General features: G+C 72.9%; 18 protein-coding genes and 1 tRNA gene. 12 read left to right on the top strand and 7 right to left on the bottom strand.

Annotation, left to right across the window (positions count from 1 at the left end; genetic code table 11):
- Positions 1-36 precede the first annotated feature (36 nt).
- The 8 genes from ACZ6WH_RS16025 to ACZ6WH_RS15990 all read left to right on the top strand — a co-directional run bounded on the left by ACZ6WH_RS16025 (position 37) and on the right by ACZ6WH_RS15990 (position 7,413).
- On the top strand, positions 37-819 hold the full coding sequence (locus tag ACZ6WH_RS16025) for an alpha-ketoglutarate-dependent dioxygenase AlkB family protein (protein WP_432860695.1): 783 nt from the start codon (positions 37-39) through the stop codon (positions 817-819).
- A 42-nt stretch (positions 820-861) separates the two neighbouring features.
- Positions 862-1,716, top strand: a complete 855-nt coding sequence (locus ACZ6WH_RS16020) for a GNAT family N-acetyltransferase (RefSeq protein WP_469728929.1) — start codon at positions 862-864, stop codon at positions 1,714-1,716.
- A gap of 234 nt (positions 1,717-1,950) precedes the next feature.
- Complete coding sequence (locus ACZ6WH_RS16015) at positions 1,951-3,129, top strand: MBL fold metallo-hydrolase (RefSeq protein WP_469728927.1); 1,179 nt, start codon at positions 1,951-1,953, stop codon at positions 3,127-3,129.
- Between the two features lie 330 nt (positions 3,130-3,459).
- Positions 3,460-5,355 carry a sensor histidine kinase gene (locus ACZ6WH_RS16010; RefSeq protein ID WP_469728925.1) on the top strand — a complete coding sequence of 632 codons (1,896 nt, stop codon included), beginning with the start codon at positions 3,460-3,462 and terminating at the stop codon, positions 5,353-5,355.
- Positions 5,345-5,791 carry a roadblock/LC7 domain-containing protein gene (locus ACZ6WH_RS16005; protein WP_432860705.1) on the top strand — a complete coding sequence of 149 codons (447 nt, stop codon included), beginning with the start codon at positions 5,345-5,347 and terminating at the stop codon, positions 5,789-5,791. The genes ACZ6WH_RS16010 and ACZ6WH_RS16005 overlap by 11 nt, the downstream gene beginning before the upstream one ends.
- Positions 5,792-5,793: 2 nt before the next feature.
- Positions 5,794-6,195, top strand: coding sequence for a DUF742 domain-containing protein (locus ACZ6WH_RS16000; RefSeq protein WP_361561262.1), 402 nt, complete (start codon positions 5,794-5,796; stop codon positions 6,193-6,195).
- The gene (locus tag ACZ6WH_RS15995) at positions 6,173-6,808 is read left to right on the top strand and encodes a GTP-binding protein (protein ID WP_432860707.1); all 636 of its coding nucleotides are present in this window, start codon (positions 6,173-6,175) and stop codon (positions 6,806-6,808) included. Before ACZ6WH_RS16000 ends, ACZ6WH_RS15995 begins: the two co-directional genes overlap by 23 nt.
- Complete coding sequence (locus ACZ6WH_RS15990; RefSeq protein ID WP_432860709.1) at positions 6,805-7,413, top strand: GAF domain-containing protein; 609 nt, start codon at positions 6,805-6,807, stop codon at positions 7,411-7,413. Before ACZ6WH_RS15995 ends, ACZ6WH_RS15990 begins: the two co-directional genes overlap by 4 nt.
- Before the next feature lie 120 nt (positions 7,414-7,533).
- Here ACZ6WH_RS15990 and ACZ6WH_RS15985 read toward each other — a convergent pair whose 3' ends face one another.
- The gene (locus tag ACZ6WH_RS15985; protein ID WP_469728922.1) at positions 7,534-8,775 is read right to left on the bottom strand and encodes an acyl-CoA dehydrogenase family protein; all 1,242 of its coding nucleotides are present in this window, start codon (positions 8,773-8,775) and stop codon (positions 7,534-7,536) included.
- Positions 8,776-9,218: 443 nt separating this feature from the next.
- Entirely contained in the window at positions 9,219-12,437 is a 3,219-nt protein-coding gene (locus ACZ6WH_RS15980; protein ID WP_469728920.1) for an amidohydrolase family protein, read from the bottom strand.
- A gap of 209 nt (positions 12,438-12,646) precedes the next feature.
- Here ACZ6WH_RS15980 and ACZ6WH_RS15975 point away from each other — a divergent pair, with 209 nt between their 5' ends.
- Positions 12,647-13,576, top strand: coding sequence for an alpha/beta fold hydrolase (locus ACZ6WH_RS15975; RefSeq protein WP_469728918.1), 930 nt, complete (start codon positions 12,647-12,649; stop codon positions 13,574-13,576).
- Between the two features lie 118 nt (positions 13,577-13,694).
- On the opposite strand, the gene ACZ6WH_RS15970 is transcribed toward ACZ6WH_RS15975, so the two are convergent.
- The 3 genes from ACZ6WH_RS15970 to ACZ6WH_RS15960 all read right to left on the bottom strand — a co-directional run bounded on the left by ACZ6WH_RS15970 (position 13,695) and on the right by ACZ6WH_RS15960 (position 15,751).
- Positions 13,695-14,600 carry a transketolase family protein gene (locus ACZ6WH_RS15970; protein WP_469728916.1) on the bottom strand — a complete coding sequence of 302 codons (906 nt, stop codon included), beginning with the start codon at positions 14,598-14,600 and terminating at the stop codon, positions 13,695-13,697.
- A gap of 4 nt (positions 14,601-14,604) precedes the next feature.
- On the bottom strand, positions 14,605-15,321 hold the full coding sequence (locus ACZ6WH_RS15965) for a transketolase (protein ID WP_469728979.1): 717 nt from the start codon (positions 15,319-15,321) through the stop codon (positions 14,605-14,607).
- 139 nt (positions 15,322-15,460) lie between these two features.
- Positions 15,461-15,751, bottom strand: coding sequence for a YiaA/YiaB family inner membrane protein (locus ACZ6WH_RS15960; RefSeq protein WP_469728914.1), 291 nt, complete (start codon positions 15,749-15,751; stop codon positions 15,461-15,463).
- 166 nt (positions 15,752-15,917) lie between these two features.
- Here ACZ6WH_RS15960 and ACZ6WH_RS15955 point away from each other — a divergent pair.
- From ACZ6WH_RS15955 to ACZ6WH_RS15945, 3 genes are all read left to right on the top strand, one after another.
- Positions 15,918-15,991 (top strand) — tRNA-Pro (locus tag ACZ6WH_RS15955).
- Positions 15,992-16,333: 342 nt separating this feature from the next.
- Entirely contained in the window at positions 16,334-17,755 is a 1,422-nt protein-coding gene (locus ACZ6WH_RS15950; protein WP_469728912.1) for an MFS transporter, read from the top strand.
- Positions 17,756-17,950: 195 nt separating this feature from the next.
- Positions 17,951-18,772, top strand: coding sequence for an alpha/beta fold hydrolase (locus tag ACZ6WH_RS15945; RefSeq protein ID WP_469728910.1), 822 nt, complete (start codon positions 17,951-17,953; stop codon positions 18,770-18,772).
- A gap of 202 nt (positions 18,773-18,974) precedes the next feature.
- Here ACZ6WH_RS15945 and ACZ6WH_RS15940 read toward each other — a convergent pair whose 3' ends face one another.
- Positions 18,975-19,766 (bottom strand): VOC family protein, encoded by a 792-nt coding sequence (locus tag ACZ6WH_RS15940; protein WP_469728908.1) that lies wholly within the window; start codon positions 19,764-19,766, stop codon positions 18,975-18,977.
- Positions 19,767-19,920: 154 nt separating this feature from the next.
- Positions 19,921-20,781, bottom strand: a complete 861-nt coding sequence (locus ACZ6WH_RS15935; RefSeq protein ID WP_469728905.1) for a GNAT family N-acetyltransferase — start codon at positions 20,779-20,781, stop codon at positions 19,921-19,923.
- Positions 20,782-21,093: the final 312 nt, after the last annotated feature.

Here is a 21,093-nt window from a genome sequence, read left to right as displayed (position 1 = left end):
ACCCGATGCCCCGGGCAGCCGGGAGAGGATGGCGGCATGGCGGACGAGGCGGACGGACTGTTCCCGCGCGAGGTGTTCCCGCGCGAGCGGACGGAGGTGGCACCGGGCGCGGTGCACGTACCGGACTGGCTGGACGCGGCGGAGCAGCGGGAACTGCTGACGGCGTGCCGCGACTGGGCGAGACCGCCGGCCGGGCTGCGCACGGTGCGGACCCCGGGCGGCGGCGTGATGTCCGTCCGGCAGGTCTGCCTCGGCCGGCACTGGAGCGCGGTGCCGCGCTGCCCGGACTGCGGCCGCGCGGTCCGCCACAACCCCGACTGCCCCGGCCGGCACTCCTACCCCTACGCCTACACCCGCACCGTCGTCGACGGCGACGGCGCGCCCGTGAAGCCCTTCCCCGAACGGCTCCGGACGCTCGCGGACCGGGCGCTGCGCGCGGCGTACGGCAGCGGGGCGGCAGCGGCACCGTACGCGCCGGGCGCGCCGTACGACATCGCGCTGGTCAACTTCTACGACGACACCGCCCGGATGGGCATGCACCAGGACATCGACGAGCGGTCCGACGCGCCCGTCGTCTCCGTCAGCCTCGGCGACACCTGCGTCTTCCGCTTCGGGAACACCGAGACCAGGAACCGGCCCTGGACCGACGTCGAGCTGCGCAGCGGCGACCTCTTCGTCTTCGGCGGCCCCTCCCGGTGGGCGTACCACGGCGTGCCCCGCACCACGCCCGGCACCGCTCCCGCGGCGCTCGGCCTGCGCGGCCGGCTGAACCTCACCCTCCGCGCCGGAGGCCTGGACCACCCCGCCGCACGCCCCTGAAAACCGGGTGCGTACCTGCTGCGCCGGGCGGCACGCTGGACCATGGACTGGACGACGACGCACGACCTCGACACGTTCCTGACCACGGCGGGTCCCTTCCTGCGGACCCGCCCCGACGCGCACACGCTGCTGCTCGGCGTCACCGCCACGCTCGCGGCGTCGGGCCCGGCGGTCTACGGCGACCGGCCACCGCGGTACGGCTGGTGGCACGGCCCGGACGGCCGCGTCGCCGCCGCCTTCGTATGGACCCCGCCGCGCCCCCCGCTGCTCTCCCCGATGCCCGGCCGGGCGGCCGCCGCCCTCCTGGACGTCCTGGCGGCGGGCCCCGAGCCGGTCGGCGGGACCAACGGTCCCCGCGTCGCCGCCGACGCGTTCACCGCCGCCTGGGAGCGCCGCGCGGGCCGCCCGGCGCGGCTCCGTACGCAGCTCACGCTCTACCGCCTGGGGGAGCCCGCCCCGCCCGACCCGGCGCCCCGCGGCCGGGCACGCGCCGCCACCGCCGCCGACCGGGACCTCCTCGTGGCCTGGTGGGGAGAGTTCGCACGGGAGAGCGACGGCGAGCCGTCCGGACACGCCGGCTCCGTCGCCGACCGGCTGGCGTACGGCGGGCTCATGCTCTGGGAGGCCGACGGCCGCCCGGCGGCCTTGGCGGGCCGCTCCCGCACCGTCGCCGGCATGGCCCGGGTCGGCCCCGTCTACACCCCGCCCGAGCTGCGCCGGAACGGCTACGCCGCGGGCGCCACCGCCGCCGTGTCCCGCGCCGCGCTCGCGTCCGGCGCCGCCCGGGTGCTGCTCTTCGCCGACGCCGCCAACCGCACCAGCACCGCCCTGTACGAGCGGCTCGGCTACCGCCGGGCCGGCGACCACAGCCGGTACGACTTCCCGCCGGACCGCTGAGGACCGGACGGCACACCCCGCTCATCCGTGCCACGAGTCGTCCGGCGTTCTGCGGGTACCCATCACCCGTCCGGCGGTACGCGGAATGCCCGGGCCGGTCGCGCGGTTGCCCGAGGAGGGTGATGGTGTTGTGTCCGGGCGGTGCGGCACCGCGGTCGTCGTGGGCCGCCGGCCCGCAGTTCCGCCGACCGTCCCGAACCTGGAGGTGTCGTGACCGCTCCCCGCTCTTGGCGCATGAGTACCGGCTCGTGGCGCACCGCCGCTTTCGGCGCCGTGCCCACTGGAGAGCGGCTGGCCAGGATCCGCCGCTCCCCGCAGTTCGTGGACGGACAGTTCCGCAATCCGGTGGCGACCCGGCAGCTCCGCCAGGGCCAGACCCTGCCGATGGTCCGTACGCAGCTGAACAAGGAAGGCCGGCTGCGCAGGTCGCCGGTGGGCGAGGTGCCGGTGCACCGGCCCACCGCCGCCGACCTGGCCCGGCCGCCCGCCTCCGGGCTGCGCATCACCTGGATGGGCCATTCGAGCGTGCTTGCGGAGATCGACGGTCAGCGGGTGCTGTTCGACCCGGTCTGGGGAGAGCGTTGCTCACCGTTCGGCTGGATCGGGCCCCGGCGGCTGCACCCGGTGCCGCTCCCGCTGGCGGAGCTGCCGCCGGTCGACGCCGTCGTCATCTCGCACGACCACTACGACCACCTCGACATGCCGACCGTCCAGGGGCTGATCGACACCGGCACCGCTTTCGTGGTGCCGCTCGGCATCGGCGCCGACCTGGAGTACTGGGGCGTACCGCCGGAGCGGATCACCGAGCTGGACTGGCACGAGTCGGCCCGGGTGGGCGGGCTGACGCTGACCGCCACCCCGGCCCAGCACTTCTGCGGACGCGGGCTGCGGGGTCCCCAGCACACGCTGTGGGCGTCCTGGGTGGTCGCCGGGCCCGAGCACCGCGTGTACCACAGCGGCGACACCGGTTACTTCGAAGGCTTCGCCGAGATCGGGCAGGCGCACGGCCCGTTCGACCTCACCATGATCCAGATCGGCGCGTACAGCGAGGAGTTCTGGCCGGACATCCACATGACGCCCGAGGAGGGCCTGCGCGCCCACATCGACCTCGGCGGCGGCCGTCCCGCCGGCGCGCTGCTGCCGATCCACTGGGGGACGTTCAACCTCGCGCCGCACCCGTGGGCCGAGCCGGCGGAGCGTACGGCAGCGGCGGCCATGGCGGCCGGCGCGAAGCTCGCCGCGCCGGTGCCCGGCAAGCCGTTCGAGCCCGCGGACGAATTCACCGTGGAGCCGTGGTGGCGGGCCGCGGCCGTACCGCCGGCCCACGGGTGGCCGTGCTGGCCGCCGGAGGGACCCGCGGCGATGGCGAGCGGGGCCGGCGAGGCGAGCAGCGCACCGGTCGCGGGGGAGTGACGGGCGAGAGAAGGTGAGCGGAGCGGCGGCCTGCGGGCCGCCGCTTCCGCCGTTTCCGGAACCGGGAGGGGAGGAAATCCCGGGCGACGAACGGCAGTTCGTAATCCCTCGCACTTCCGTACGAGGAACTGCCACTCAGGAAGGTGGCGTGGGGTAGCGAAACCCCGAAGTCCGCCCGGTCGGCCCCACCCCAACAACTAGCGTGCGTGCTCCGCGAACCGCCGACGGCCGATCCGGAGGGCGCCGATGCCTGCTGCATTTCCCCAGGGGACGGGGACCGACGTGTCCCAGGAGAACCCCGCATCCCACGGGACCCGGGGGACGGGGGGAATGGTTCCCGCACCGCTGCCCGGGCGGCGGCGGGACCGCGAAGGCGCCCGGCACAGCCGCGTACCCCTGCGCGAGACGGCCGCCGACTCCGTCATACGTGTCCGCCTCGTCCGTCTCGCGGCGGTGCCCTGCCTGCTCGTCGCCGCCACCTGCTCCGCCGTGACCGCGTTCGTCGCCCGGTCCGGCGGACAGCCGCTGAGTGGCGTCGCATGGATCGTCCTCGGCTGCGGCTTCGCCCTGGTGTGCGGCGTCACCGCCGTCGCCTGCGCCGCCGCCACCGCCGAGGCCCGCGCCACCGTCCAGCGCTACGCGCGCCTCCGCGAGGTGTGCGCCCGCAGCCAGTCCGACCTGTACGCCCTCGTGCACCGCGTACGCCAGGGGGAGTGGCTCCAGCAGCGCGCCCCCGAACCGCTGCCCCGCCCCGCCGGCGACACCCTGGACCTCCTCCTCCACGACGTCTCCGCCGCCGGCCGCGCCGCCGAGACCGCCGTCATCGACGCGGTGGCCGTCGCCCGCGGCAACGCCAGCGGCAGCGAACAGAAGGTCGAGGTCTTCGTGAACCTCGCCCGGCGCCTCCAGTCCCTGGTCCACCGCGAGATCGAACTGCTCGACGAGCTGGAGAACCGGGTCGAGGACCCGGACCTGCTCAAGGGGCTCTTCCACGTGGACCACCTCGCCACCCGCATCCGCCGCCACGCCGAGAACCTCGCCGTACTCGGCGGCGCCATCTCCCGCCGCCAGTGGAGCCGCCCGGTCACCATGACCGAGGTCATGCGGTCCTCCATCGCCGAGGTCGAGCAGTACCCGCGCGTCAAGCTCGTACCGCCCATCGAGGGCACCCTGCGCGGCCACGCCGTCGCCGACGTCATCCACCTCCTCGCCGAGCTGGTCGAGAACGCCACCGTCTTCTCCGCGCCGCACACCCACATCCTGCTCCGCGCCCAGCTGGTCACCGCCGGTCTCGCCGTCGAGGTCGAGGACCGCGGCCTGGGCATGGACCTGGAGGAGCAGGACCGGATGAACGCGCTGCTCGCCGACCCCGACCACGTCGACGTCGCCGAACTCCTCAACGACGGCCGCATCGGCCTCTTCGTGGTCTCCTCCCTGGCCCGCCGGCACGGCATCGTCGTCCGGCTCCAGAGCAACATCTACGGCGGCGTCCAGGCCGTCCTCATCCTGCCGCAGGGCCTCCTCGGCGACGAGCCCGCCGAAGAGGCCGACCGGCCGGCCGCCCCCGCCCCGCCCGCCGTCGCCCCCGCCGAGGCGCGCGAGCGGCACCGCGGCGTCGCGCGCACCGCCAACGGCCATACGGACCTCGGCACCGGCATCCTGCCGCCCCCGCCGCCACGCGCCGGCCGCCCCGTCCCGGCCCCGCCGGCCCACCGCCCCGCCCCGGCACCGCAGCCCGTCGCCGCAGCGCCCCGCGGCACGGCCGGCGCGCCCGTGGAGCCCACCGACCCGCGCCGGGATGCCGCACGCGCCGAGACGCGTGACCCGGGCAGCGGCCGGGCCGCGGCGGCGGACGCTCCCACCGCCGCCGCGGCCCCGGATCCCGGCCCCGTCCTACTCCCCCCGGCCCCGCCCGCCACCACCGGCGACCGGCCGAACCTGCCCCGCCGCCGCAAGCAGGAACACCTCGTCCCCGAGCTGCGCGACCCCACCCCGCCCGGCGGCGTCCGTACGCCCGGGCGCCCCGAGCCCGAGCACGACCCCGGCCTGATGGCAGCCTTCCGGCGCGGCATCAGCCTCGCCGACGACGCCTACGACGCGGCCGCTGCCCCGGGCACCGACCACCACCCCGCCCCCGCGTACGGCAGCAGCGCCCCGTACGACCAGACCGGCAACGGAACGGCCGTGAGCCGCCCACGAGGAGACGACCAGAACCATGGTGAGTGACCTTCACGTACAGCCCCAGCGGCACGGCGGCCGGCCAACGACGGACCTGTCCTGGCTGCTGACCGGACTCGTCCAGCGCGTCCCCCACGCCAGAAGCGCCCTGCTGCTCTCCTCCGACGGCCTGGTCAAGGCGGCACACGGCTTCGAGCCGGACAGCGCCGACCACATGGCCGCGCTCGCCTCCGGCCTGTACAGCCTCGCCCGCAGCGCGGGCGTCCGCTTCGGCGACGGCGACGACGTCCTCCAGGTCGTCGTCGAGCTGGAGTCCACCCTGCTCTTCGTGTCCACCGCCGGATCCGGCGCCAACCTCGCAGTCCTCGCGGGCCGCGAGGCCGATGTCGCCGTGCTCGGCTACGAGATGGGCATGCTGGTAAAGAGCGTACGGCCCTACCTCGCCACGCCCGCGCGACACCAGGCACGGGCGGGCGGGCGCTGAACATGGCGGTACGTCGCCGGCGACGGCACGGGTCGGAGCCGCTGTGGCTCGACGACGAGGCCGGCCGCCTGGTCCGTCCGTACACCGTCAGCAACGGACGGACCCGCCCCACCGCCCAGTTCGATCTGCTGACGATGGTGATGGCCACCGGCAAACGTCCGGTGACGTGTCAGGGCCCGGATCACATGCAGGTCCTCGGACTGTGCGGCGGCCCGGTCTCCGTGGCCGAGGTCGCCGCACACATACGCCTGCCGGCGGTGGTCACCAAGGTGCTCCTCGCGGATCTCGTCGACTGCGGAGCCCTCACCGCCCGGGCCCCCGTGCAGGATCCGAACGGCCCGTCGCCCCATACCGATCGAGCTCTCCTGGAGGCGGTGCTGAATGGACTCCGACAGCGTCTTTGAAACCCCCCGTACTTGTGAACCGTATGCTCCGGACGCCGCGTCCGAGGGCGCCTCTTTTCCCTCCGCCCTGAAGATCCTCGTCGCGGGCGGCTTCGGGGTCGGCAAGACCACCTTCGTCGGCGCCGTCAGCGAGATCGAACCGCTGTGCACGGAGGAACTCCTCACCCAGGTCAGCATCGGCACCGACTGCCTCGACGGGGTCGAGGACAAGACCACCACCACCGTCGCGATGGACTTCGGGCGCATCACCGTCAGCACCGACCATGTGCTGTACCTCTTCGGCACACCCGGCCAGGAACGTTTCTGGTTCATGTGGGACGAGCTGTCGGCCGGCGCGCTCGGCGCCGTCGTCCTCGCCGACACCCGGCGCCTCGAACACTGCTTCTCCGCCGTCGACTTCTTCGAGCGCCGCGGCATCGAATTCATCGTCGCGGTCAACCAGTTCGACGGCTCCTTCCACTACGAGCCGGACGAGGTGCGTGCCGCCATAGACCTCTCACCCAGCACCCCGGTCGTGCTGTGCGACGCCCGGCACTGCAGTTCCGCGACCAACGTCCTGGTCGCCCTCGTCCAGCACCTACTGACCCCCGCATTCGCCTCGGAGCTGCCATGACCCGCCCCGCGTCCCACCTGTCCGCCGCCACCTACGACCCCACCCGGCACCTGCTGCTGACACCGGACGACGACGAGGCGCCGGCCCGCGTCGCCCGGCTGCGTACGCTCGGCATCGGTGAGGCGCCGCTGCCCGCCTTCGACGACTTCGCGCGCAATCTCGCCCGGACCACGCAGGCGCCGTACGCCATGGTCAACTTCATCGACGAGCACCGGCAGTACTTCGCGGGGCTGTACACCCCGGCCGAGGAGCAGGCCCCCGTCGAGCTGGGACCCGCGCCCGCCAGCGCACAGCCGGGCCGGGTGATGGCCCGTGACCACGGCTACTGCCCGCACGTCATCGTTCGCCGCAAGGCGCTGGTCCTGGAGGACGTCTGCGACTACCCGCGGTTCGCCGGCAACCCGGTCGTCGACGAGATCGGCATCCGCTCCTACCTCGGCGCGCCGCTGATCGACCGTACGGGCATGGCGCTCGGCACGGTCTGCGTGGTGGACCTCGAACCGCGCCCGTGGGGCCGCGAGGGCCTGGAGACCATCAAGTCGATGGCGGCCCGGCTGGTGGACCAGATCCACCTGATGGAGCGGGAGCACACGGAGGGGCTGTGAGCCGCCGCCCGCGGTACGGAGGAACGGCCCGGTGGGGCCCCGCTGCCGGACAGCGGGGCCCCACCGGGCCGTTGTGTGCGGCTCTCCCGCGGTAAGCCGCCATGACGTCGATTCCCCCGGTCAGCAGCCCACTCCCGCGTAGGCCTGGTGGGGGTCGTACTGCTGGGGCACGTGCTCCGTCGTGCGGACCCGGTCCGCCAGCCGGCTGGACCACTCGCCGCGCGCCGAGCCCAGCGCCAGCTCGCCCAGGCGCAGCAGCTGGATGTCGGAGGTGCCGGCCGGCGCGAAGATGTGGTGCGCGTCCCGCAGATAGCGCTCCACCGGCCGGTCGGTGAACAGCCCGCACGCGGCGTGGATGTCCATCGCGTCGCGCGCCGACTCGATCGCCGACTCGACGTTGACGAGCTTGGCGTTCATCAGCTCGGCGTCGCAGCTCTCGCCCCGGTCCAGCAGGTGCACCGCGTGGTAGGCGGCGAGCCGGGCGGTCAGCAGCCGGGACTGGATCCGGCCCAGTTTGATCTTGATGTTGGTCAGCGCCCCGAGCGGCTTGCCGTAGCGCTGCCGTTCCGCGCAGAAGCGCGCGGTCTCCTCCAGGACCGCCTGGTGGATGCCGAGGGAGACGGCGGTGAGGTTCGGGCGGCCGTACAGCACGCTGGAGGAGTACGCGACGGACAGCCCGTCGCCCTCCCGGCCGAGGAGATTGGCCGCCGGGACGCGGCAGTTCTCGAAGAACAGCTCGCCGAAGCTGAAGCCGTGCAGGCCCATGGTGGTGGTCTCGGGGCCGACCCGGAAGCCGGGGCGGTCGTGCTCCACGAGGAAGGCCGAGAGGCCCTGCGAGCCCTCGCCGGTACGGACGACCACACCGTGCAGATCGCCGACGTGGCTGTTGCCGACGTAGATCTTGCTGCCGTTGAGGACGTAGTCGTCGCCGTCCCGGACCGCGCTGCTGGTCATGCCGAGGACGTGGCCGCCGGAGTGGGGTTCGGTGACCGCGATGGTCGGGAGGCACTCGCCCGCGGCGATGGCCGGCAGCCAGGTCTTCTTCTGCTCCTCGCTGCCGAAGTGGATGATCTTCGCGACGCCGAGCTGGGAGGCCTGCACCATCGCGCCCATGGCGGCGCTGACCCGGGAGAGCTCCTCGATTATCACCGTCTTTGCCAGGTGCCCCGCCCCCATGCCGCCGTAGCCGCGGGCCACGGTGGCGCCGATCCACCCCTGGCGGGCGATCCGGCGCGACAGGGCGTGGCTGACGGTGCGGCCGGCCTCCATCTCGGCTATGCGGGGCCGGACTTCGCGCTCTGCGAAGTCGCGCACCCTGTGCCGGAGTGCCTCATGCCGCTGGTCCGTGAAGTAGCGATGCAAGACGAGCCCTCCTCCGTAATGCGTCCGCGCTAGTGGAATTCGTTCATCCGGTATGCATCATTCCTCGATCGGATCCGGACAGTTGTTCTTTGGTTACCCCGAGTGCAATACCCGTTGGCATACCTGGCGCAGGGCGCATAAAACCTCTACTCATCGCATTTATGCGAAGACATCGGAGTGCGCATTGATCCTTCACCACCCCGTGGGGCTCCCACATGCGAAAACGCAGAACTGAGGCAGGAGTGATCAGAGTTGCTCGCTACGTGGGTACGCATGACCGAATTTCGACGGGGTCGCGTCACCGGAGGAGTGCGTAGCGCACGCACGTAGAGCACCCCTCCACGGCGCACCGCACCAGCGCAGGACGGCGCGGGGCGCGGCCTGCCGGTGCCGTAGCACACGCACGCCCGCCCCGCGCCACCCGACGCCTCCCCCTCGTAGGGCTAGTGGCCGGGGTCGCAGCAGGAGTCCCGGCGCAGCTGCCGGCCCACCGCCGCCCAGTCCTCCGCGCCGGCCGCCCGCGCCGCAGCCTGCCCCCGACCCTCGAACGCGCCCACCAGATCGCCCTGTTCGTACAGCCGCCCGCCGCGCAGCACCCCCGACGTCCGCACCAGCGCGTCGAAGTCACGGAACGGATCACCGTCCACCAGCGCCAGATCCGCGACCTTGCCCTCCTCCAGCGTCCCCAGATCCCGCTCCGCCCCGAACACCCGCGCCGGCAGCGCCGTCGCCGTACGCAACGTCTCCGCCACCGACAGCCCCGCCCGGTGCAGCGCCCGCAACGCCAGATGCAACGACAGCCCGATCGGCATCAGCGGCGCATCCGTACCCAGCGCCACCAGCCCGCCCTCGCCCAGCACCCGCCGGTAGAACGCCGTCTCCCGCGCGAGATCCGCCAGCTCCGCCTCCGTCGGCCGGTGCCCCGCGTCCTCCCGCACCAGCGCCACGTCCCACGGCGGCATCAGCGCCGTCACCCGCGGGTCGTCGGCCAGCCCGGGATCGGCGCCGATCAGCACGCCCGACGTGAAGGGCGTCGCCACGAGATGGAAATTCGTCGCCGTGTACACCTCCGCCACATCGCCGTACGTACGCGACGTCGCCGACACCGCACGCCCGAACTCCAGCCGCTGCGTCGCCTGCAGATGGGTCGTCAGATCCTGGCCCAGCTGCACCCCCGGCGTCAGCAGATGGCTCCCCGACCGCACCCCCAGCCGCTCGTGCGCGAACTCCGCCGCCTCCCGCATGACCCAGCCCGGCGCCCGCACATACGTCTTCACGAAGTCCCAGTCCAGCGCCGCACCACGGGCCAACGACCGGCGCAGCCCCTCGCGCGTCCGGTGCGCCCGCCCCATGCTGTACGCCACCCGCGCCCCGTCCAGCAGCTCCCCGCAGCTCAGCAGCCGCGGACCGGCCAGCACCCCCGCGGCCACCGCCTCCCGCAGCCGCGCCTGCTCGTACGAGAAACCACCGAACGACACGGCAGTGGTGATCCCGTACGCCAGCTGCAACGCCGTCTGCCGCCCGCCGTACGTCAGCTGCCAGGGATGCGTGTGCGAGTCCCACAGCCCCGGGATCACCGTCCGCTCCGAAGCGTCCACCCGCCGCGCGGCCCGGCGCCCGGCACGGTGCGGCGCGACCGCCGCGATCCGCCCGTTCCGGATCACCACGTCCACGTCGTCCCGGACCCGCTCGCCCGTCCCGTCCCAGAACCGCCCCGCATGCACCACCGTGTCCGCCGTCCGCGCCCGCCGGTGGTCCAACCGCAACGGCACCGTACGCGGCGCCCCGCCCGCCGCCGGCACCGTCCGCAGCCGCCCCGCCGAAAGGTAGAGCAGCGTACGGGAATCACCCGACCAGGACGGATGGTCCGCCGGCTCCTCCGTCAGCTGCCGCGGCGCACCGTCCGGCGTCCCGTCGGCGCGCACCGGCAGCAGCCACAGCGCCGACTCCGCGACCACCGCCAGCCACTGCCCGTCCGGCGACCAGACAGGGCCGGAGTCGTACCGGTCGGAGATCGAGACGTGCGCGTCCGGCGCGTGCAGCCGGCTCGCGCCCGACTCGGCGTCCACCACCCGGATGAGGTTGTAGCCCTCACGGAACCGCTGGTTGAGCCGGTTCCGGTCGCACAGCGCGAGATACCGGCCGTCCGGCGACCAGCTCGGCCGCCCCGGCAGCCCGCCCCCGCCCAGCGGCGCCGCGAGCTTCCGCTCCGTACCGGCCGCCAGGTCCCGCACCACGAGATTCCCCGACATGTCCAGCGCGGCCAGCCACCGCCCGTCGGGCGAGAGCGCCGGATGCACCCGGCCGCCCTCCGCGAGCACCCGCTCCGCACCGGTCGCCACGTCCCGCCGCCGCACCGCGTACAGCCCGTCCCGGTCGTCCGCGTACACCAGCGCCCGGCCGTCCCGCGTCCACGACGGCGCCAGGAGATAACGCGTCGGCGCCGTCCGCACCAGCCGCCGCGGCGCGCCGCCCGAGACGGACGCCACCCACAGCCCGTTGAGCGCGGCGAACGCGACCCGGCGGCCGTCGGGGGAGAGCGCGGGCAGATGCACACCCCGCACCGGGCGCGTGCCGTCCCGCTCGAAGCCGTAGTCCTTGACCCGGTACCGCGGCCGCTCCACCGGCATCCGCGCGGCGAACGGAATGGTCTCCGCGGCATCCGGACGCTCCGGCCGGACGACCGTGAACTGCCCGCCCACCGTCACCAGCAGCTCCTCGCGGGAGATCCAGCGCGGCGGCACCGGCATCACATCGCCGTCCACCGCCACCGCGGCGCCGTCCACGACCAGCGTGCAGGTGGGCCCCGGCGCCGGAGTCGTCCGCACGTAGGCCAGCCGCCCGGCAGGCGACAGCGCCGGAACCATGACCTGCGCGGCCGCCTTCTCGGTGTGCTCGGTGACCACCGCCCCGCCGCCGTCCGCCGGCACCGAGGCGACCGTACGGGACTCCAGCGCGGTGCCCGCCGGCCGGCCGCGCACGAACCAGACGCGCGCGCCGTCCGGCGCCCACACCGGGTCGAAGTCCTCCCATGCGCCGTCCTGATGCGGCCCGTCCTGGCCCGGCACGCCCGTGACCTGCGTCAGCTTGCCGCTCGCGAGCTCCAGCACCCAGATCCGGTACGGGCTGCCCGCCACCGGGTCGCCGCCGCGCTCCGAGGCGAACGCGAGCCGGGTGCCGTCCGGCGACCAGGCGGGCCCCCGGTCGTCCCACGGCCCGTCGGTGACCTGCCGCAGCCCCGAGCCGTCCGGGGCGAGCGTCCAGATGTGGAACTGACCGCCCTGATAGCCGCAGACCGCCAGCCGCGAGCCGTCCGGCGCGAAGACCGGCCTCGTCGGCTCCAGGAGCGGCGGGGTGAGCGCCGTCGCCGTACCGCCCGAGCGCGGCACCGACCACAGCACGTTCTGGACCTCGGCGATCAGCCGCTCCCCGTCGGGGGCGAGGGTGGCGGCGCCGTTGGTGGCGGCGGTGAAGGAGAGGGTGGTGGCGCGGGTCGCGGCGGCCGGAGCGGTGGTGGCGGGTGCCGCGGAGGCGGGGGCCGGGAGCCCGGCGAGCCCCACTGCGGCCGCCGCGGTGGCGGTGCCCTGAAGAAAGCCGCGGCGGGAAAGGGGAGAGGGAACGGCGCCGGCGTCGGCGTCCGGGAAACTGTCCGTGGTGTCCAACGGTCCTCCTATGACAGGGGATACGTGTGGTGCACAACCAGCCAGGAACCCGCCGATCTTGTCACGCTCCGGACAGCGAAGGTCAACACCTCGTCACGTCACCTCTTGGCGCGTCCCGCCCCCGGACGAGAAAGTGGCCTGGTTCACGGGCGAGAAGGTGGCCTGGTCCGCCCCGCGCCGCCCGCGTCAACAGTGAGGAGACGACGCCCATGCAGCAGGACTTCCACGAGGCGCCCGACGGCACCCGAGTGGCCACCTACACCTGGCTCCCCGGGACGGGCCACCCGCGCGCCCTCGTACAGATCGCGCACGGCGCCGCCGAACACGCCCGCCGCTACGACCGCTTCGCCCGCTTCCTGACCGCGCACGGATACGGCGTCCTCGCCTCCGACCACCGCGGACACGGCGCCACTGCCGCGTCCACCGGCGGCCGCGGCGTCGTCGGCGAGGATGCCTGGCGCCGCACCGTCGACGACCTCAAGGCCATCGGCGACACGGCGCGCGGCCTGCACCCCGGCGTGCCGCTGGTGCTGCTCGGCCACAGCATGGGCTCGATGCTCGCCCGCGACTACGCCCAGGAGTACGCCGACGGGCTGGCCGGGCTGATCCTCTCCGGCACCTTCCGTACGCTGCCCGGCGCCGAGATCGAGGGCTCGATCGCCGCACTGGAGGCCGAGGCGGCGCGCCAAGGCCGCACCGCGCTCTCGGACTTCATTCCGCGCCTCTTCGGCTCGTTCAATGATCCGTACCCGCACCGCACCGGCTTCGAATGGCTCTCCCGCGACGCGGCCGAGGTGGACACGTGCGCCGCCGACGACGACTGCGGTTTCCCCTTCTGTACGGGGCTCGCGCTGGACTGGGTACGCGCCGTCCGCAAGGTCAACGACCCGGCGAACCTCGCCCGCACGCCCCGCGACCTGCCCGTCCACCTCGCTGTGGGCGACCAGGACCCCTGTAACCAGCGGATGACCCTGGTCTACGAACTCCTGGAGGACTTCCGCTATCTCGGCACCGAGGACCTGACCTGGACGGCCTACCCCGACGCCCGCCACGAGATCCTCAACGAGACCAACCGCGACGAGGTCCAACAGGACCTGCTGGCCTGGCTGGACAAGCGAGTTGTCAGTGGCGGGCAGTAGCTTGAAATGAGTGTGGCGGCGGTGGGGGAGGGGCCACGTCACTTCTCGGGGAGAGGGAGGGGCCCTGCCCAGGGCCACGAGCCCCGCCCCCTCCCCGCCCCCAAGAACCCCCCAGCCCTCACCCCGCCCCCAAGAACCCCCCGATCCGCTCCCTCAGCGGCGCCGCATCCAGCCCATGAGCCGTCAGGTGGGCCGCCATGTCGCCGTACCGCCGCAGCTCCCGCCGCCCCACGCCCAGTCCCAGAACGCGGTGCGGGATGTCCTGCAGCGCCTCGCCCGCGGCCGCCGACGACGTGCCCGCCAGGTACGGCTCGACCAGGACGACGTCCGCCGCGCCCGTCCCGCCGGCGGCGGCCCGCAGCGCCGCGCCGTCGAAGGGCCGCACGGTCGTCGCGTACAGCACCGTGACGTCCATCCCCTCCGTCGCCGCCAGCACGTTGTCCAGCATCGGGCCGACCGCGACGACCGTCCCCGCGCGCCCCTCGCGCAGCGTCAGGAAGCGGCTGCCGTCCACCGGGCGCGACGCCTCGTTGGTCTGCACGGAAAGCCGGACGTACACCTTGTCGTCGCCGGCCGCAGCGGCGTGCCGCAGCAGCACCTCCGCCTCGTCCGGATGCCCCGGCACATGCACGGTCCACCCGTCGAGCGTGTCCATCAACGCCACGTCGCCGGGCGACATATGGGTGAAGCCGCCGGCGGGCCAGTCGTACGCCCCGCCCGCGCTGACGAGTACGCCGCCGACCCCCTGGTGTCCGAAGTCGAGCTTCACCTGCTCGAAGGGCCGCTCGACCAGGAAGCTGGCAAAGGTGTGCACGATCGGCCGTATGCCGGTCAGCGCCAGTCCGCCGCCCACCCCGACCAGCAGCTGTTCCCTGATCCCCACGTTCAGCACCCGGTCCGGGTGCCGGTCCGCTGCCGCGACGAAGCCGTCCCTGCCGATTTCGGCGAGTACGACGGCCAGCCGCGGATCCTCGTCCAGCAGCCGCGAGGTGACCGCGGCGAAGCGTTCCCGCATGGTGTCCATGTGCTCAGGCCTCCTTGGGCTCGACGCGGGCGACGACGGCGTGCGGCCGTCCCGGATGCGGTGCGGTGTACCCGGCGTACAGCGCGTCGTGATCGCGGCCGTCGACGGTCCGCACGGACCACCCCGCCGCCGCGAAGCGCGCGGCGATCCCGCCGTCCAGCGGGTACGAAGCCGAGGCGTTGTCGACCACGACCACATGCAGCCGGTCCAGCCCGGCGGGCCCGGCGTACGCGATGGCCTCGTGGTTGCTGCCCTCGTCCAGTTCGGCGTCCCCGATCAGCACCCAGACCGCGGGTTCGGTGCGGCCCTGGGCGCGCAGCCCGAGCGCGGTGCCGACCGCGAGCGGCAGCCCGTGCCCGAGCGATCCGCTGCCGATCTCCGCGCCCGGTACGAGCTGCCGGTCGGGGTGGTGCCCGAGCGGCGAGTCGTACGAGCCGAACCCGGGCAGCCACTCGGCCGGGAAGAACCCCTTCGCCGCCAGCACCGCGTAGTACGCCATCGGCCCGTGCCCTTTGGACAGCAGGAAGCGGTCGCGGTCCGGGTTCTCGACGGTGCCGGGCGAGACCCGCAGCACCCGGTCGTACAGCACCCACAGCGCGTCGAGGGTGGAGGTGGCGGCGGGCCCGTGCTTCTCGTCCCCGGTCATGAGCCCCATGAGAGAGGGCAGTTGGTCATACCGGTCGTACGGGAGCGGGCCGGCGTCGGCGCGCTCCCTCGCCATATCGGTCGTCATCTCGGTCATGCGACCACCGTGCAACCTCAATCAAACTTGAGGTCAAGCGGCCGCCGCCCGAGAGTGCCCCTCATCCTTGGGGCGACCCCTCTTCCTTGGGATGACCCTTCCGCCGGCCTTCCGGAGCTCACGCCCCAGGCTTGAACACATCCTGCTCGATGAGCAGCTTGTCGATCCGGGCCTTGTCCACCCGGTTGGTCACCTCCTCGACCTCCTGCCGGTCGCGGACGCACTTCGCCAGCGTGAACGCCGACGACACCACGAAGATGAGCCCGAGCCCGAGGAAGCTCCGCTCCCAAGCCCCTACGGGCAGCTTGGCGATCCCGATGGCCAGGGCCGCCAGCGACAGCCCGAACGAGAGTGCGGCCTGCACGAAGAAGGCCGTCGTCGTCGGACGCTGAATGGATGGTGTGCTCATGAGGGGTAGCGTGGCGCCCCGTGACCCGCGCCACATGAGTACGCCTACTCATCCTGTACCCGCGCGTCACCCCCGCCCCTTCGGCCGTCCCGCAGCGCGCACCCTCTGACATGGGGTATTGTTCTCGTGCACGGCCGCCCGGGGATCCCCCGAGCCGGCCCGGCACCGGGACGTGGCGCAGCTTGGTAGCGCACTTGACTGGGGGTCAAGGGGTCGCAGGTTCAAATCCTGTCGTCCCGACTCGGAAGAGTCGCAGAGCAGAGGCCGTATCGGAGAGCATCCGATACGGCCTTTTCCTGTATGCGGGGCCTTCTCCGGCAAGGCCCTCGAACTCGAACTCGCCGTCGAACAGGTGGGGTTCGGTGCTTTGGCGGGCGCCTCAATGAAAAGCCGGGCATGTGCTGCCACCCCTCCTCATGTCCCACATCGTGATATCCCCCGACCGTTGAATGAGATAGATGAGATGGTCGCGCTGCTCAGGCGGTTCGTGCGACTTTTCCGCGAGGGGGACGCGCGCTGCCGTCGGGCCGCCGGCGCGCGCTGCCGGTGACCGTTCTCCACCCTCGCGCGAAAGACCGAGACATGTCCGCATCAGCCAGCAGCCCCGCCCAGGCACCCGTCAATTCGCGGTCCCGCGTGCTCATCGCCAGCCTCATCGGTACGACGATCGAGTTCTACGACTTCTACGTCTACGCGACCGCCGCCGTCCTGGTCTTCCCCAAGCTCTTCTTCCCGAGCAGCGACCCGACGACGGCACTGCTGTCGTCCTTCGCGGTGTTCGGCGCCGCGATGATCGCGCGCCCGATCGGTGCCGTCTTCTTCGGGCACCTCGGCGACCGGCTCGGCCGCAAGGGGACGCTGGTGGTCTCGCTGCTCACCATGGGCATCGCCACCTTTCTCATCGGCGTCCTGCCCACGTACGCACAGGCCGGCTGGGTGGCCACCGCGCTGCTGGTGCTGATGCGGATCGCGCAGGGCTTCGCGCTCGGCGGTGAGTGGAGCGGTGCGGCGCTGGTCGCCACCGAGAACGCTCCCCGCGGCAAGCGCGCCCTGTACGGCACCTTCCCGCAGCTGGGTGCCCCGCTCGGTTTCATCATCGGCAACGGCCTCTTCCTGATCATCGCCGCGCTGCTGCCGTCCGCGGCGGGCGCCGACCCGTCCCAGCCCTCCGAGGCCTTCCTGAACTGGGGCTGGCGCATCCCGTTCCTGTTCTCCGCCGTGATGGTCGCGATCGGCCTGTGGGTGCGGATGCGGCTCGTGGAGTCGACGGTCTTCGCCAAGACCCGCGAGGCCGGACTGGTGCGGAAGCTGCCGCTGGTCACGGTCTTGCGCAGCCACTGGAAGCAGCTGATCCTCGGCACCTTCGTCATGCTGGCGACGTACGTGCTCTTCTACCTGATGACCACGTTCTCGCTGAGCTACGGGCGTGCCGCGAAGAACGCCGCCGTGCCCGGCCTCGGGTACGGCTACACCACGTTCGTGCTGATGATGATCTTCGGCGTGCTGTTCTTCGCCGCGTTCACCCTGATCTCCGGCCCGCTGGCCGACAAGTACGGCCGCCGCGCCACCCTGATCTGGATCACCGCCGCGATCGTGGTCTTCGGGCTCGTGTGGGTGCCGCTGATCGGCCTGGGCACGCTGGGCGTGGTGCTGTGGCTGGTGCTCGGCTTCACGCTGATGGGCATGACCTTCGGTCCGATGGGCGCGCTGCTGCCGGAGCTGTTCCCGACCAGCGTGCGCTACACCGGCTCCGGCATCGCCTACAACGTCAGCTCGATCCTCGGCGCGGCCGTCGCCCCGTTCATCGCGGTGGCGCTGTGGGAGGCTGGCGACGGCTCGCCGTGGCTGGTCGGCGTCTACCTCTCCGCGATGGCGCTGCTGACCCTGATCGCCCTCGTGCTCGGCAAGGAGACCAGGAACGTCTCCCTGGACGCCGGGGAGCCCGAGCCCCGCGGCGCCGACGAGGATGCGGCCGCCACCGCTGTCGCTTCCGCCGTCTCCTGAGACGCCCGCCCGAAGCCCGCCGCGGCCCCCTTCGTCCACCTGCGGGCGAAGGGGGCCGCACGCATCCGCGGTCAGTCAGCCAGAGATGTCTCCGTCGCCCCACTCCGCACCGGTGAATTTTCTTGACTCCTGGCGGGAAGTTGGCCAGAGCGAGAGCTGCTGCAGTCGTGGTGACGAGGAGAGAGAAGGCTTGCGATGACGGAGGAACCGGCCGGCGACCGCGCCCGGTTGAACGGCATCGACGTGCGGTACCACGTGGCCGGGGACGGGCCTCCCGTGGTGCTGGTGCACGGGCTGGGGGAGGACAGCGGGGCGTGGGAGCGGCAGCAGGCGGAGCTGGCCGGGTGGCGGACGTACGCGTACGACCTGCGGGGGCACGGCGGGAGCGGGCTGGGGGCCGCCGAGGGCAGCCTTGAGCAGTTGCGGGACGACCTGCTGGCCTTCCTGCGGGAGGTGACGGGCCCCGCGGTGTGCGTCGGGTTCTCGCTGGGCGGCGCGGTGGTGCTGGCCGCGGCGGCGACCGCGTCCGAGCTGGTCACGGGGGCCGTGGTGTGCGGTACGTCCACGGTGGTGGGGAAGGCCGCCGTGGAGTTCTACGAGGAGCGGATCGCGCTGGTGCGGGGCGGTGACCGGCAGCGGCTGGCGGCGGCGATGCGGGCGGACACCGTGGCCGCGCTGTACGGCACGGACGCGGACGCCGAGGCGGTGACCGCGCGGCGGATGGCCGCGATCGGGGACGGCGCCGGCTACGCCAACGCGGCGGCCGCGATGGCCGGGCTGCGGGAGCGTCCGCTCACCCCGGCGCTCGCCGCCGTCGAGTGCCCCGTGGTGGTGGTCGGCGCCGCGCAGGACACCTTCTGTCCGCGGCGGGCCGCCGACATCATGCTGGACGGGCTGAAGGCGGCGCCCTGCGACGTGACGTACGAGGAGATCCCGGCCGCCGGGCACCTGATGAACATCGAGCAGCCGGTGGCGGTCACGGACCGGCTGACGGCCGCGTTGCGGTCGATGGCGTAACGCCCCCTGCCCCGGGAGTCGGACGACCGAGTGAGGGCCCCTGCCCCGAGAACCGGACGACCGCGTAACGCTCCCCGTCCCGGGAGTCGGACGACCGCGTGACGCCCCTTGCCCCGAAAGCCGGACGTACGGCTCCCGGGGCAAGGGGCAGGCGGGAAGGCACGCGAAGCCCGTGCGGGCGGGCGACCGGACGGGACGCCCGCTACGAGATCTTCGGCATCTCTCCCTTGGTCGTCTGCAGGTCGATCACGGAGAAGCCGGCGCCCTGCTGGTCCGAGACCGCGGCGAAGCGGCCGAACGGGCTGTCGTGCGGCCCGAAGTGCACCTGGCCGCCGAGCCTGGTGATCTTCGCGATCGTGTCGTCGCAGTTCTCGACGGCGAAGTACGGGTTGATGTGCGACGGCAGGTCGGCGGGGAAGTCGCTGGTCATCTTCATCCGGCCGAGGGTGGTGTCGCCGCCCAGGTCGTAGAGGGCGAAGTCGATGGCCTCGTCCTCCATCCGCTTCACGCCGTACGAGAAGAGGGCGGGGAAGAACGCGTCCGCCTTCTCCGCGTCGCGCGTGGTGATCTCGGCCCAGCAGTACGAGCCGGGCTCGCCCTGCTTCTCGAAGCCCAGGTGGGTGCCGGGCTGCCAGAGGCCGAAGACGACGCCGCCGGGGTCGGCGGCGATCGTCATGTGCCCGAAGTCGTGGACGGCCATGGGGTCGATGACCACGCGGCCGCCGAGGTCACGGATCTTGTCGGTGCGGGCCTGGATGTCGGCCGAGGCGAAGAACAGGCACCACGCGGTCGGCCAGTCGTCCTGGCCGGGCATCTGGGGGGCGAGGCCGGCGACCGCCTTGCCGTCGGAGTACGCCTGCGTGTAATTGCCGAGCTCCGCCGCGCTCTCGCCGAACGTCCACCCCAGGACGTCGCCGTAGAACGTCTTCGCCGCCTCCAGGTCGGGGAACGAGGCGTCGAGCCAGATGGGAGTGCCCTCAGGTTGAACGGCCATGACGTGCCTTCTTCCGTCTTCCGCTGTGAGGTGCCTTCGAGAGGTCTGTTCGATTTGCCACGCTATCGACTGATCTTGCGTTTCGCCTGGCGAAGTATTCGAACATATGGTCAATTCTCGCGGCGGAGGGCAAGGGGGGCGGGGCCGTGCGGCCTCAGCCCAGTTCGAGGCTGGTCACGCCGAAGACCCGGGACGCGGCGAAGTCGCGGACGGGCCCGGTGTACATGCGGGCCGTGTCGAAGGACGGCGTGAGGCCGAGCGATTCGGCGAGCGCGACGGCCTCCGTGTTGGTCTCCGGGATGTCGACGGCGAAGGGGGCGCCGCCCAGGTCGGCGGTGAGCGCGTCGAGCAGCACCCGGGCGTCCTCGGCGGTGTCGGCGAAGAGCGGGCCGACGCGGTGCGCGTCGAGACCCGGGCGGATCACGCCGTACCCGGTCACCCGGCCGTCCACCACGCGGGCGAGCGCGCGGTGGCCCTCGGCGGTGAGCCAGTGGCGCAGGAACTCCGGGCGGTCGGCGGGGTAGCAGGCGCTGTCGTACGCGAGCAGCGCGTCGAGCCCGGCGGTCTCGGCGGGGACGACGTCCGCGGGCGCCGGGCGGCCGCCGGCGGGCACCGTGCCGCCGAACCGGCTGGTGCGGTAGGCCAGTTCGAAGCCGGAGCGGCGGTAGTTGTCCTGCTGGGCCGGTACGCCGTCCAGGCCGACGGTCCGCTCGCCGGCGTGGGCGAGCGCCGTCTTCCAGGTGGTGAGGCCGTGGCCGTGGCCGCGCTGGTCGGGCCGGACGAGGTAGAAGCCCAGGAAGGCGTAGTCCGGGCTGTAGTTGACGACCGAGATGGCGGAGACCGGTTCGCCGTCGATCCGGCCGATGAAGAACCCGTCGGGGTCCTGGGCGAAGAAGCAGGCGGCGTCGGAGAGGCCCGGGTTCCAGCCCTCGGCGCCCGCCCACTCGCTGACGACCTTCCAGTCCTCCGGCGTCGCTCGCGTGACGACGAGCTGGTCAGGGGCGTGCTGGGGCATCTCGGTGTCCTTTCCGGCGGTGGCGGGCCGACGCGGGACGGCCCGGCGGGCGGTAGCCATCCTTCCCGATCCGTACGCCGCTATCCAGCGGCTTCCGGGCGATCACCCCGGGTCGGGTGACGCCTGCGCGGTGGGCGGTTCCGGCCGCCGCGCGGTGCCTGACGTATGGCCGAATAACGACGGAAGAGAAGGTCAAGTCAAGGAACGGCTAAGGAAAAGAAAGGAAAAGAGGCGGTCAAGTGCCTGGAACGGGTGGTTTGTGATGTGCGGGCGGGAGGGGTGGAGCGCTAGCATGGGAATTGGTTGTCTGGG

Source organism: Streptomyces sp. NPDC050806, from assembly GCF_055586425.1.
Note: the sequence above shows the minus strand (reverse complement) of the source record. Positions and strands in the feature narration are given on the sequence as shown.

Excerpts from the sequence above, each read along its gene's own strand:
- ACZ6WH_RS16025 (WP_432860695.1), top strand. The coding sequence starts at position 37 with ATGGCGGACGAGGCGGACGGACTGTTCCCGCGCGAGGTGTTCCCGCGC.
- ACZ6WH_RS16020 (WP_469728929.1), top strand. The coding sequence starts at position 862 with ATGGACTGGACGACGACGCACGACCTCGACACGTTCCTGACCACGGCG.
- ACZ6WH_RS16015 (WP_469728927.1), top strand. The coding sequence starts at position 1,951 with ATGAGTACCGGCTCGTGGCGCACCGCCGCTTTCGGCGCCGTGCCCACT.
- ACZ6WH_RS16010 (WP_469728925.1), top strand. The coding sequence starts at position 3,460 with ATGGTTCCCGCACCGCTGCCCGGGCGGCGGCGGGACCGCGAAGGCGCC.
- ACZ6WH_RS16005 (WP_432860705.1), top strand. The coding sequence starts at position 5,345 with ATGGTGAGTGACCTTCACGTACAGCCCCAGCGGCACGGCGGCCGGCCA.
- ACZ6WH_RS16000 (WP_361561262.1), top strand. The coding sequence starts at position 5,794 with ATGGCGGTACGTCGCCGGCGACGGCACGGGTCGGAGCCGCTGTGGCTC.
- ACZ6WH_RS15995 (WP_432860707.1), top strand. The coding sequence starts at position 6,173 with ATGGACTCCGACAGCGTCTTTGAAACCCCCCGTACTTGTGAACCGTAT.
- ACZ6WH_RS15990 (WP_432860709.1), top strand. The coding sequence starts at position 6,805 with ATGACCCGCCCCGCGTCCCACCTGTCCGCCGCCACCTACGACCCCACC.
- ACZ6WH_RS15975 (WP_469728918.1), top strand. The coding sequence starts at position 12,647 with ATGCAGCAGGACTTCCACGAGGCGCCCGACGGCACCCGAGTGGCCACC.
- ACZ6WH_RS15970 (WP_469728916.1), bottom strand. The coding sequence starts at position 14,600 with ATGGACACCATGCGGGAACGCTTCGCCGCGGTCACCTCGCGGCTGCTG.
- ACZ6WH_RS15965 (WP_469728979.1), bottom strand. The coding sequence starts at position 15,321 with ATGGCGAGGGAGCGCGCCGACGCCGGCCCGCTCCCGTACGACCGGTAT.
- ACZ6WH_RS15960 (WP_469728914.1), bottom strand. The coding sequence starts at position 15,751 with ATGAGCACACCATCCATTCAGCGTCCGACGACGACGGCCTTCTTCGTG.
- ACZ6WH_RS15950 (WP_469728912.1), top strand. The coding sequence starts at position 16,334 with ATGTCCGCATCAGCCAGCAGCCCCGCCCAGGCACCCGTCAATTCGCGG.
- ACZ6WH_RS15945 (WP_469728910.1), top strand. The coding sequence starts at position 17,951 with ATGACGGAGGAACCGGCCGGCGACCGCGCCCGGTTGAACGGCATCGAC.
- ACZ6WH_RS15940 (WP_469728908.1), bottom strand. The coding sequence starts at position 19,766 with ATGGCCGTTCAACCTGAGGGCACTCCCATCTGGCTCGACGCCTCGTTC.
- ACZ6WH_RS15935 (WP_469728905.1), bottom strand. The coding sequence starts at position 20,781 with ATGCCCCAGCACGCCCCTGACCAGCTCGTCGTCACGCGAGCGACGCCG.